The 13,250-nt window shown below is 46.2% G+C and carries 8 protein-coding genes; 2 read left to right on the top strand and 6 right to left on the bottom strand.

Annotation, left to right across the window (positions count from 1 at the left end; all coding sequences use genetic code 11):
- Positions 1-310: 310 nt before the first annotated feature.
- Entirely contained in the window at positions 311-1,666 is a 1,356-nt protein-coding gene (locus tag L5M40_RS13345) for an MATE family efflux transporter (protein ID WP_028760699.1), read from the bottom strand.
- Between the two features lie 400 nt (positions 1,667-2,066).
- Between L5M40_RS13345 and L5M40_RS13340 the strand changes: the two genes are divergently transcribed.
- Positions 2,067-3,608 (top strand): MFS transporter, encoded by a 1,542-nt coding sequence (locus L5M40_RS13340; RefSeq protein WP_028760700.1) that lies wholly within the window; start codon positions 2,067-2,069, stop codon positions 3,606-3,608.
- A 100-nt stretch (positions 3,609-3,708) separates the two neighbouring features.
- Here L5M40_RS13340 and L5M40_RS13335 read toward each other — a convergent pair whose 3' ends face one another.
- Positions 3,709-4,233, bottom strand: coding sequence for a DUF3087 domain-containing protein (locus L5M40_RS13335; protein WP_219250127.1), 525 nt, complete (start codon positions 4,231-4,233; stop codon positions 3,709-3,711).
- 384 nt (positions 4,234-4,617) lie between these two features.
- Between L5M40_RS13335 and L5M40_RS13330 the strand changes: the two genes are divergently transcribed.
- Complete coding sequence (locus L5M40_RS13330) at positions 4,618-5,379, top strand: substrate-binding periplasmic protein (protein ID WP_263140379.1); 762 nt, start codon at positions 4,618-4,620, stop codon at positions 5,377-5,379.
- Between the two features lie 79 nt (positions 5,380-5,458).
- On the opposite strand, the gene L5M40_RS13325 is transcribed toward L5M40_RS13330, so the two are convergent.
- From L5M40_RS13325 to L5M40_RS13310, 4 genes are all read right to left on the bottom strand, one after another.
- The gene (locus L5M40_RS13325) at positions 5,459-6,565 is read right to left on the bottom strand and encodes a CobW family GTP-binding protein (protein ID WP_263256754.1); all 1,107 of its coding nucleotides are present in this window, start codon (positions 6,563-6,565) and stop codon (positions 5,459-5,461) included.
- Between the two features lie 240 nt (positions 6,566-6,805).
- Positions 6,806-8,224, bottom strand: coding sequence for a DEAD/DEAH box helicase (locus tag L5M40_RS13320; RefSeq protein WP_263140384.1), 1,419 nt, complete (start codon positions 8,222-8,224; stop codon positions 6,806-6,808).
- Between the two features lie 129 nt (positions 8,225-8,353).
- Positions 8,354-11,401 carry an EAL domain-containing protein gene (locus tag L5M40_RS13315; RefSeq protein WP_263176725.1) on the bottom strand — a complete coding sequence of 1,016 codons (3,048 nt, stop codon included), beginning with the start codon at positions 11,399-11,401 and terminating at the stop codon, positions 8,354-8,356.
- Between the two features lie 128 nt (positions 11,402-11,529).
- Positions 11,530-13,149 (bottom strand): glycogen synthase, encoded by a 1,620-nt coding sequence (locus tag L5M40_RS13310; RefSeq protein ID WP_263176724.1) that lies wholly within the window; start codon positions 13,147-13,149, stop codon positions 11,530-11,532.
- Positions 13,150-13,250: the final 101 nt, after the last annotated feature.

The following is a 13,250-nucleotide window of genomic DNA, read 5'->3' as shown; positions in this document are numbered from 1 at the left end:
TCGACCCAAAAGCCTAAGCGAACTCAGTCTATTAATTGAGGACTATAGCCTCGACTTAAGAGCACGCTTGGATAAGTCATTTTTGATTGCAGATTAAACCAGCGAAATGTACCAGAGGCCATCATCCCACGCTAGCCCTAAGTCATGTTTAACGACGAAAGATATGTGGGCAATTACAATCGGGGCCATTAATCGCCCCAATTGTAAAATTTACGTAAAACTAAACACTTATGCCCCAGCTACAGGTTACTTGCCTCGTCCCTTGTCTTGTCAATAAATCAGGCGAAACCAATACAACCCAAAGCAAGGATTAATGCAAACGAGCCTCGACTCGCTTCATGGCGTAAAACATCCATATGGTCAAGATTGTGCTACAGGTCGCGAGCGACACCCACACACCAATCACGCCGAACGCCCAGGCAAAGCAGTAGATGATCGCAGCGATAAGAATAAGCTTAGCGCCCGTCAGCATAGAAGCTTGTTTCGAACAGTTAATCGCTTGGAAGAAACTCGCACCGACTAAGATTAAGCCTTCCATAGGCAAGCCCCAAAAATACCAGCGCATACCTTCAATCGCCACTGGTGTTAAATTCGGATTATCACCGGCAAACAAATACACTAACCATTCAGGGCGAGAATAAATCAGCGCTAAACCTAAAGCTGCGGTGAGTAACGTCATACCAAAAGCAATATTGCGCGCTTGTTTAACCCTGTCAAAACGCCCAGCTCCCGCGTTAAAGCTATAAATAGGTTGAGTACCAAGCGCAATGCCCTCAAAAATCAGATAGAAGAATGCTTCTGTGTAACTCACCACACCATAGGCTGCCACGTGTAAGGGGCCGCCCACCCATAAAAAAGCTGTGTTGTGTAGGGTTAATACTATCGATAAATAGAGATTCATCAAAAAGCTGGGGAAACCAACGCGGGCTATATTAAGGCAATTATCGAGCTTGAGCTTCATCTGCTCAAAAGTGATTTTAAGCTGAGTGCGCGGACTGAAAAAATGCTGCAAACACAAAAGCCCCGTTACCGCCTGCGACAACATAGTCGCAATCGCAGCACCTGCTAAACCAAAGGGGAAAACCACAATAAACAGCCAGTCTAAGAAAGTGTTTAATACACCACCCAAAATCAGCACCCAAGTCACCATGGATGGCCTGCCATCATTACGCAGCAGTGTGGTGAAGGTCATTGAAATTATGGGAAAATGACACAGTGCAAAATACCAGAATAAGTATTCGTTAGCGTTTTCGAGCATCTCCCCTTGCGCCCCGAGAGCAACCAAAATATCTCGCGAAAATATCCCACCAACAAGGGCAAAAAAGCATCCCGTTAATAAACATAACGTAAAGGCATTACCCAGTAGTTTACGGGCCTTGACTACATTACCTTGGCCAAGATTGATTGACACTAATGCCGCACTACCCATACCTATCATGGCGCCAATAGCGTATAAAATCGCGCCCACAGGGTAAGCTAGCATCATCCCCGCCAGCCCTGTTTCACCTAAATAGTGGCCAACAAAGATGCCATCAATTGTCACATATACGCCCGTGACCAACATAGAGGCTATGGTGGGTATGGTATAGCGCCAAAAAAGCTTCGCAATCGGCTCCTCGAGCAAGCTCATATCCGCAGGAGCATGATTAGATGTTGTTGCTGTCATTAGCGTTTCTCACAAAAAGGGGGGCTAGAGTCGTATCTATCTAGAAAAATGATCGGGTGAACAAAAATGCGACAATGGATTGTACCTAAAAATAGCGAGAACTCAAAGCATGTTCATTGTGAATAATTAACAATAAAGATTAATCATCACAATGACTTAAGCAGAAACAGTCCAATTTCAGCCAAATGACAAACTCAGTACAGTTCAATAACAGATGTGGGTTAATTCATCATTTTCTGCTACTTTTTTGGTGTTTAAGGCCGAATTAGGTAAAGTATCCGTTCAAGCAAGCCCATTAACGTATTTAAGCAAGATGAAATCATTAACTTTATAAATTTAAGTTTTTGATAATTAATGGGTTAAACAGAAATAAATTCAATAACAATAATAAGGGAAGGACATGAGTCAGAATAGTCCAAATGCAGGCAACGATCTGCGAGAAGTCAAACAGCTCGGCATGTGGGCCTCCATTACTAGCTTAGGTTATGTGTTTTGGTTAGTTGGTGGTATGGAGTTAGTCGAGCGTATCGCCTACTACGGTGTTAAAGCCAGTGCTGGATTGTACGCTAAAGCGCCAGAGTCTGCGGGCGGCCTTGGGATCAGCCTAAGTGACTACGGCATTATTATTTCCCTCTGGGCGATCATGCAAACCTTTGTGCCCGTGTTCACTGGTGGCATGTCTGACCGAGTGGGCTACAAAGAAACCATCTTCGGCTCCACCATCATTAAAATCTTTGGCTATCTCGTCATGGCATTCTTCCCCAGCTTTTGGGGCTTCCTTGTCGGTGCATTACTCCTTGCCATAGGCACAGGGATATTTAAACCGGGCATTCAAGGCACCTTAGTGCTGTCCACTAATCGCAATAACACTTCAATGGCTTGGGGCATTTTTTACCAAGTTGTAAACATTGGCGGTTTCCTCGGACCCTTAGTTGCCGTGCATATGCGCCAATTGTCGTGGGACAATGTATTTTTCGCCTGCGCCGCGATTATTTCACTCAACTTCTTATTCTTACTCACCTATACCGAGCCAGGTAAAGCCGAGCGACTGGAACGCAATAAGCAAATAAAATCAGGTGAAGTCGAACAAGAATCCCTGTGGCGTGATGCTTGGCGCGAGTTGAAAAAGCCGATTGTAATCTACTATATGCTCGTTTTTTCAGGATTTTGGTTCTTGTTCAATGCCTTATTCGATGTGCTGCCTATCCATATTTCCGAATGGGTCGATACCAGCGTAATCGTCACCTCCCTCTTTGGCAGCGAAGGCACCAGTAACGGCATTCTGCAATTTTGGCTTGGCCTCAATAACGAAGGCACTAAGGTGATGCCCGAAGGCATGCTCAACCTTAATGCGGGCCTGATCATGACCTGCTGTTTTATCGTCGCGGCACTGACGGCTAAATACCGTATCACTACCGCCATGTTTATTGGTTGTTTGCTGAGTATTTTAGCTTTTGTGTTTATCGGTGCTTTCCATGCGGCATGGTTTATCGTATTCGCGATTGCCATGTTCTCCATTGGCGAAATGATGATTAGCCCGAAGAAAAACGAGTTTATGGGTAATATTGCTCCCGAAGGCAAAAAAGCCATGTACTTGGGATTTGTGATGTTGCCCCAAGGGATCGGCTGGGGATTAGAAGGCTACTTTGGCCCTAAACTCTACGAGATTTATGCATCAAAGGAATTGTTTTCGCGGGATTTATTGCTAGAGCGCGGCATGAACAGCACTGAGGTCAGCGCCATTCCCCAAGGTGAAGCCTTTACCACTTTGGTGAGTTACACAGGTGAAAACGCACACGATCTCACCCAACTGCTATACCACAGCCATAACATTGGCATGGCGTGGTACATCATCGCCGCCATAGGGACTATCTCAGCGGTAGGGATTTACATCTATGGTAAGTGGTTACTCACACTACAAAGAGCCCAGCAAGCCGCCTAAGTGAAACTCGCTGACCTCATTCTGGGCAAGGACGACAAAGACAAGATAAGGGCTAGATGATGGCAAGGTGAGGAGCGATCCTCATCTTACCTCATCAGTATCAGAAAGATCTTGTCAGCAACTCAGGCGTAAATTGTTCGGGCGACAGCAATAAGCCTAGGCTTTCGATTTGTGCATTCAAACGATTGAGATCTTGAGTCAGCGCCGGCAAGGTTAGCGTATTGTCATCGAGCTCATACACTTGCCTTAAACTAGTGTAATAAAACAGCAATATAATCAAAGCATTCACATCATTTTGCGCCGCAGCGGCTTTAATCTTTATCAACTTGCGATAGATACGATTATGGAGTTGCTTTAATTGCCACACATAATAAATTTCGCTGAAGAAGGATTTATCCTTCAAGTTGTAAATCACTGCGCTACACAGACCCAGACTGAAAATCACCCCTAAGAGATTCAAATGGAAATTACCTGTAGGCTCACCTGGCACAGGCGTCGCCCCAAACAGCGCAATGAGTCCAGTACCAAAAATCAGCGATAACACGACTAAGCTAACAACTAGAATCACAATGAATAAATTCATATTTTTACGATACAAGGTTTTATCTATTTCCTGCAGCTTCATAACATCCCGCTCAAATAAACCGCCCAGCATTGGCGTATAAATCAATCAATGGCAGAGCATACCGCAATCCCCTTTATTCGGCCTTAACTGATTTAAACGCATAACGAAAATACATTTCTCATTCTCACTTACAAACGATACAAATTGAAACTTTTAGGCGTAACTAAGCAGGCTGAGGGATAGGATGATGTATCGATTGAAGATCAACGGCTTAATGCCCTTACGATTAATCTTCCATTTATTTCAAAACATTAAAATGTTAACGTGCAATCAAATCTGAGTAAAATTTGCTAACCTTAACCCTAGTGAATTGCATAACGATATCGCCGCTTTTACGAGAGACAGTGTTCTAACCTTCCGCATTCAAACCACACAAGGAATGCCATGATACTCAGCAAAGGCTTTGCACAAGTCGTCCTTTTGGTGCTCAGCAGCCTTTGCTTGACTGCACAGGCCAAAGATCTGCTCGCAGTGGGTTCGAGTTTCAGTCAAATTTTTGAACTACAAGCCAATGGCGAATATACCGGCTTAGGTGTCGATATTTTGAATCGCTTCGCCCAGCAGCAAAGTGTGAACATTCACTATCAAATTACCCCATGGCGCCGCGCTATCTCTATGGTTGAACGTGGCCAAGCGGATATTCTTATTGGTCCCTACGATACCCCAGAACGTAATGCCAACTTGGTTTTTGCGGCGAAGGCATTTTACCGCGATGATATGGTGTTTTATGCTCGGGCAGACAATGAAATAGTGTGGAATGGCGACTATGCCAGTATTAAAACGCAACGGATTGGAAAAATGCAGGGTTGGAGTTATGGCACACGGTTTACTGAACAAACTAAATCATTAAATATCAATGAATTTGTCGATATTAAAAGTGGCATAGAACGGCTTTCGCGGGGTGATTTAGATTTACTCGCCACCAATAGTCGCAATACCAATGCAGTGCTCGCCCAAATCAAAATCCCTAAAGCAATTACGCCAATCATGCCGATAATCGATGTGCGAGACGGCTTTATGGCTTTTCCGAAACAAGCTAAATTTGATCCGCTAAGAATTCGTTTTGACAGCTTCTTCGAGGAGATGATCCAAAATGGCACACTCACGACACTCGGCCAAAAATACCGCGTGACCTTGCCTTACTGAGCCGGCCTTACTATTCCCACCAAATCTGACCCCTCTTACCTATGCTCACACCTGTAATAAAGAGTGATGGGGAACTCTGTTAGCTAAGACAAGCAATCAACTGCAGCTCAATCTCGTTCCAATTGACGTCGTCCATGGTAATCATTTCTAGTCTGGAATCTAAGGTGTCATCGAGTTCAACCACAGTAAACTCATGGTCAATCCAGTTAAATCCCGCAATTCCATCAGTAGTGATCATCACGGCCTTTAATCTAAGCAACACTTGCCCAACGTTGGATGACTGAGCTTGCCGCTGAATAAAATTCATTAATTTATCAAAATCAAATTCTTGACTCGGTTCAAACACCCAGCCGCAGCTAAAACAACCTTCACCTTGATTCTGCTTTCGCACTATACCGCGATCATCAAAATCAAGTGCGGCTTCGATTGCACCTTCGGCAAAGAGGCTCAACTCACTCAAGCGAGAACCACCAGCACGAAACAAGCTTGGGGCCGTCGTCGGTAGGCTGCCCAGCTTTAGGCCAGCGCTAGCATGCCCATTTATATTGAGTGACACGCGCCTTAGTTGGTTAAGATAGTCCAGCAAAGCGCTAGGTAAAGGCTGTTGATTAGAGTGGCTCACTACAGGAATATCAGTACGTTCAATATGGCTTAAATAAGTCTGCAATTCATAGAGTAACTTAGTATTTTCAGCATCATACAAGTCAGACTTAGTTGCGATGATCACATCGGCCACTTGCAACTGTTGAATAAAATTTGCATGTTCGCGATAGCGAGGATCGTGGATCTTACGCGCGTCCACCAAACATAGGGTGCTACGCAGTGAAATCACATTCTGATAATGGGGCGCACTCAGTACTTTAATGATTTCATTAGGATGCCCAAGCCCAGTCGGTTCAATCAATAAGCGGTCAGGTTTCGCTTTCGCAATCAACTGATTGATGGCCACTTGTGTCGGTACGCCCGCGGCGCAGCACATACAGCCACCCGCAACCTCACGAATTTGTATGCCGTTATCGGAGGAATTAAGTAACCCCGCATCAATGCCGACCTCACCGAATTCATTGACCAGCACTGCCCAAATTTCATCCGCGGGTTTAGTCGCCAGCAATTGCTTAATCAGAGAGGTTTTACCTACACCTAAAAAACCTGTAATGATATTGGTGGGAATCGCTTTGATAATCATAAGGAAACTCGCTCGAATAGAAAGCTTAGCGCTCGAGTGTAGAAGTATTGGCTTTGAAGCTCAACAAAAAGCGCATCGGTGAGGATGCGCTTTTAGAATCGCGACAGGCTATGTAGCAAAATATGCAACTGACTATTCAACAGTCAAATCAACAAACTAGGCAACCGTTAGACGGCTAAACTAATAGGCACTTTGCACTTATTAGCCTTGATTGTTGGGCTTAGCTTATTTTGACTTAGCCTATTTTGACTTATTGGTGCGAGAGCCAAAACCTGACTTATTGCTCACCAAATTCGACTTAGGTTTAGTCGCATTAAACGGCTTACCTAAGCCAGAAGCTGGCTTAGCACGGCTAGAGGATTTATCGGCACTGGTTTTGCTATCCTGCGCTTTACCTTTCGCGTACTTACCCTGACGAGACTGACCAATAGTACGATCCTGCGGCGCCTTATGGCTCCACTTTCCAATCGGCTTAATCGGTGCCGCAGGCGCATCACGGTAACGGGCAGGCAAAGGCGTGCCTTCTTCATAACCCGGTTGTACCGACACGGGCAGTTTCTGCTCAATCAAGGCTTCAATTTCAGCGAGCATTTCATCGTCAGAAGGTGACACGAACGAAATCGCGCGACCCGTTAATCCTGCACGACCTGTACGACCAATACGATGGATATAATCTTCGGCAAGGAAAGGTAATTCAAGGTTGATCACCATAGGCAAGGCATGAATGTCTAAACCACGAGCGGCCACATCGGTCGCCACCAGCACCCGCAATTTACCGGCTTTAAACTCTTCCAACACCCGATTACGGGCGCCTTGTGTTTTATCGCCGTGGAATACACCTGCGGCTATGCCATCCAGCTTTAATTCTTGTAATAAATGCTCGGCGCTTTCTTTCGTGCTGGCAAACACCAGCACTTGGCGCCAATTGTTGCGGCCAACGAGTTCTGACAACAGCTCGGCTTTGCGGCGTTTATCAACGCGATAGACTTCCTGCACAACTGTGGATGCGGTAGTCGTGTCAGCAACATTCACCCACTGAGGTTCATTCAGCATTTTCTCGGCGAGTTGTTTGACGGCATCGCTATAGGTCGCTGAAAACAACATGGTTTGATGCTGCGGCGCAATTAAGCGTTTCACTTTTTCAATGTCGCGCACAAAACCCATGTCTAACATACGGTCGGCTTCGTCGATCACTAAGGTCGTGACGCTCGACAAATCTAACTGGAATTGGCCGATAATGTCGAATAAGCGACCAGGAGTTGCCACCAAAATATCAACGCCCTGCTCTACCCCTTTACGCTGGGGATTCATATTGGCGCCGCCGTAAACCGCTAAGGTTTTCAGTGGCAGGAACTGGCTGTATTTCTGGATATTTTCGCAGACTTGGATCGCGAGTTCGCGGGTTGGCGTCATCACCAACGCGCGTAAAATCGGTTTATCATTGCTGTCGCTTGTTAAAGACTCAGCCGCCAACTTTTCAAGTACAGGCAGAGCAAAGGAAGCCGTCTTACCTGTACCCGTTTGGGCGCAGGCCATAATGTCTTTGCCTTCAAAGGCAAGCGGGATCACTTTCTCTTGCACTTGAGTGAGTTGCTGATAGCCACACTCAGTTATCGCATTCAAAATAGGAGAAGATAAACCGAGTGTTTCAAATTTCATAGGGACTCTTTAGCTAAGTAGTAAAACTTTGATGCGAGGTGATACTCAATGCCCCAACGCGGGGCCGCGGAGTCTAGCAAAATCCGCGGCGTTTTTATAGGCAATTATCGCCACTAAGTTAATATCTCCTCAGACATGGGAGACTAAAAGCGGATCCTGTAAGTATTTTTGGCTAAATTCACCCGCAGGAACAGGTCTTGAGAACAAGTAACCTTGGCCGTAGTCACAGCCTGCAGCCAACAAGACTAGCCGCTGCGCATCGGTTTCGACACCTTCGGCAATCACCTTCATTCCCAACTTGTGGGCCATCACGATAATCGCCTCGCAGAGAATTTGATCGTTTGAATCGGTATCGATATGGCGGGTAAAAGATTGATCAATTTTAAGATAATCAATGTCAAACTTTTTCAAATAGGCGAGTGACGAATAGCCAGTACCAAAATCGTCCAGCGACACTTGCACACCCGCATCGCGGTAGGCCAGTAGTTTTTCGGTTACACCCATACTGGCATCCAATAACAGGCCTTCGGTAATTTCAACACAGACTCCCGCACCTGTAATATTAAGATCTTGCAATAACTTCAACCAATCATTGAGCAGCGTGCCTTCATCACGAAATTGAATTGGGGATTTATTGACGCTGATTTGGATTTCAACCCCTAATTCGTGACGCCACGCCGCACTCTGGCGAGCGGCTTGCTCGAACACCCAATTGCCGATTTCAACAATCAAGCCGGTGTCTTCTGCCACAGGAATAAACTCAGCAGGCGACACAGCACCATGCTCCGCATGATGCCAGCGGATCAAGGCTTCAGCCTTGGTCACTTCACCCGTTGCTAAGGCAACAATCGGCTGATAATGCAGTTCAAATTCTTTATTCACGACCGCTTGACGTAAGTCTTGGATCAAGCGCATGCGGTATTTGGCGTATTCCTGCATCGATGGGGTGAAATAGTTGAAGCGATTACGCCCTTGATCTTTCGCCGCATACATAGCCTGATCCGCATGCTTGAGAAGCCCTTCAATACTGGTCGAATCATCGGGATATAAAGTAATCCCGATACTGACGCTGATATAAGCGGTTTCTTCCCCTAACACATAGGGTTCGGCAATTCGTCGCAAAATATTCTCGGCGACGCGCTCAATCCCCTTATGGTCTTCCATCGAACTTAACACCACAGTAAATTCATCGCCGCCAAGACGCGCCACGACGTCAGCATCACGCACACAGGATTTCAATCGACTCGCGGTTTCTATCAGCAGTAAATCGCCCATGGCATGGCCTAAGGTGTCATTCACTTCTTTAAAGAAATCTAAGTCCAAGAACAGTAAGGCAAAGTGGTTGCGATTGCGGTCGGCATTTTTCACTTCACTGCTTAAATACTCCAACAACATGCGCCGATTGGGCAACCCCGTCAGCGTATCGTAGTTGGCTTGTTTCCAAATCAGATGCTCATTTTGCTTCTTATCGGTAATGTCTGAGAACAGGGCAACACGTCGATAGGGATGGCCTTCTTTATCATTAATCGTATTGATGGTTAACCAGATGACATATTCTTCGCCATTTTTGCGCCGCTGCCACATTTCCCCCTGCCATTGGCCTTTCTCGCGGATATCATTATTCATTTTGGTGTAAAAATCACGGCCATTGAGGTCACAATAAAGCAGCCGAATATGTTGGTCCCGCACTTCAAATTCGCGATAACCCGTCATCACACTAAAGGCGGCATTGACGGTAATAATTACACCCTTTTCATCGAGGACACTCATGGCTTCTGAGCTGTTATCGTAAACCAGTGCCGACAACTTTAAGGATTCTTCGATAAGTTTTGCGTCGGTAATATCGGTATAGGTTCCACACATACGCAGAGCATTGTTGTTTGCATCTCTGCTCACGACTTTACCCGTATCAAGGATCCACCGCACCTTACGGTTTACGGTATTTAAGCGGTACTCCATCTTATGTTGCGCCGTTTCGCCACGAATATGGGCCTCAATCGAATGCAGCACTTTAGGCCTGTCTTCGGCGACTATCGCATCCATCCATTGGCGACTATTAGCGTTGAGCATATCAACATCGCAGCCAAGAATATCGGCGCTGCGGGCGTTACGTTCGATACGATCATTGCGAATATCCCAATCCCACACCCCAAGATCGCTACTGCTCAGCACCAGTTCGAGTTGCTCACGACTAGCAAGTACCTCTTGGTCAGCAATGGCCTGTGAGGTGATATCTAAATATCCAGCAATAACAAGCAACACGGCATTATTACCACCACGCTTACAGGCGACTGTCATATGGGTGTAAACCACGCTACCGTCTTTAACGATAAAACGTTTATCCATCTCGTAATTATCGATATCCCCCCGCAGCATAAGCTCAAATTTCAGGGCATCCGCTTCTAAATCATCGGGATGAGTAATTTGTGCCCACGTCATCCGTAGCAATTCAGCTTCTGAATACTTGAGCATTTGACATAACCGTGGATTCACCTTTATCCACTTTTGATCTATCCCCGTTATTGCAATACCAATATTGCCCGCGTTGAATTGGCTCCTAAAAAGAAAATCATCCTGCAGACGAATTTGTTCATCACGCTCTAATTCAAAACGTCGCGATAACAAGCGGCTCAATAGCCAAGTCGCAATCGGGAAAATGGTCAATACTGGGAGGGTCACTTTGGCGAGTAATGGCATTGCTATGCCATCGGGTAGAAATAAGAACCACAACAACATCACGATATGAACGGTATAGGCAAAGAGAAAAATTTCTCCACCTGAAATATTGGCTAACAGAGACTTACGATATTGACGCCAGATCACCCCGATTAAACCGGATGACACTATCACGCCGACGCCAACCCATATACCAGCGCCACCGATACTGATGCGATACAGCGCCGTCATCACGACAGCAACTAAGGTCGGTAAACCACCGAAAAATAGACCAGAAATACAGAGAATAACCGAACGGGTATCAAAGAAAACGCCAGGCAAATATACCCAAGGCGTACTCATAATAGTGATACCAATACCACCGATGAGTATCCCAATAATGATGCGCCACAGTAAAAAATACTGCCGCTGGTGTTTTTTAGGGATCACGTCGTACAAAAAGACCAACGCCAGCAATAAAGCCGCATTTTGTACTAACGGAAAGAGAATACCTTTATCCATAACTCAGAGAGCGACTCCAAAAATGAGGGGGCTTGATACCATTTTAACATTCCCCCACAAGTGTAGCAGAATCACTTAGAAATCATGCGTTAATTCCCTTTGCCGCATCACACTTTGGACTTACCACATTACATTTTGCAATAGAGTTGTTGACGATATTGCTCTGCAATAGAATGCCAGTCAAAACGCTGTGCCATGGCCGCAGCACGCACTTGTGACCATGTTTTCCCCTCGAAACAAGCAATGGCTTGCATCAACCTTTGCAGAAACGCTTCGGCTTGCTCATTTAAGCTATTGCCGTTAAAAGCAAAACCATTAACGCCATCCTCAACAGTATCCTTTAAACCGCCTACACTATGCACTAAACATGGCTGCCCCGCGCGCATGGCCAACATTTGACTGATGCCACAGGGCTCAAAGGAACTTGGCATCAAAAATAGATCGCCATGCTGATACAGCGCTTCGGATAACGCCTCGTTGTATCCCTGCAAAAATAATAGGTTATCGTATTTAGCCCCTAACGCTTGGAAAGACTTAGCAATCGATGCATCGCCACTGCCGAGTAAAATCAGCAGCGCCGTCGGTTTTGTTTGCTTCAATGCTTTAAGTAAGGTTTCAAGCACAGATAAACCCGAGGGCAATTGATGGCGCAGCAGTAAGACTTTTTGATCGGTCAAGCGGCCCACCGAAGTCAATAGCAGACTCGGTACTTGCTCCGCCATTGCTTGACGCCAATGGGCTTGGGTGCGGGCAAAAGCAATCATGTCCACGCCACTCACTTGCGTTTGATGCCCCTGCCATTGCACTAACGCAGTTTCAACCGCACTCAGCAGTTGCTTGAACTGCGCCACTTGAATACGCGCCTTTGGCTTAGGGTTTACATCGGTTGCGGCTGAGTACACACAGCCATTTAAAATCCCCACCACTTTGCCGTCATTGGCCTTGGCCTGTAAGTCTTGTTCTAGCCCTTCGCCACCAAAGAATCCCGCTTCGGGTTTGGAGGGCTGCAACACTTCTTTGGCGTAACTGGGTGAGACTAAATGCACTTTGTCGCTCAGCACTATGCCCATGCGCATAGGGTTAACACAGTAGGGATAACGGGGATCGGTAATTAACTGTTTTTGCCCCTGCGTCAAAGTGGCAAACAGCTCGGGAAACCAAGCCGCAAAGGAGGATGAATCTTGGCTTAAGGGACGTATCCCCTGCAGTGCAAGATTGTGGATAGAGAACACACACTCAATTTCTTTGAGAACACTGAACTCAGGCACGAATGCTCTTAACATGGCTAAGCAGCCCGCATGCCAGTCATGTAAATGCAGCACAGTCGGCATAGGCACTCGGCCAGTAACTAATGCTGTCGCGACGCTCGCGCAAAGGAAAGCAAACTTAGTCGCATCGTCGGCGAAAGGACGATCGGCACTGCCTTGGCTATAAATCTGCCCAGGTACGGATTGCCATAATGCATGTTCGAGCAAATAAATAATCGCCTCTGGCACATGGGGATGGGGCATGGAAAACAAATGCACCCGCTCCAATCGACCACCAAAGGCCACAGTTAACTCACCCAGATCTTGGGGTTGATTCGCTACCGCAGTCAAAAAGCCATAGCTTGGCATGATCACATCGGCGCACAAATCAACACCCGCCAAAGCGGCGGGTAAATCACGGATGACATCCGCCATACCGCCAACCTTGGCGCCCGCAAGGGCACCGTTTTCAGCCGCGACCATCAAAATGCGTTGTTTCAATTAATTGGATACTCCCGCTACTTCAACTGTGCAGCTTTTATTAAGCTGCCTATACCTAAGTCATTTTTACTTTAATGATCAATTTACTTTAATGATCAAAG

The organism is Shewanella sp. SM68, assembly GCF_025653925.1.
In the GTDB taxonomy this organism is placed as follows: Bacteria; Pseudomonadota; Gammaproteobacteria; order Enterobacterales; family Shewanellaceae; genus Shewanella; species Shewanella oncorhynchi.
Note: the sequence above shows the minus strand (reverse complement) of the source record. Positions and strands in the feature narration are given on the sequence as shown.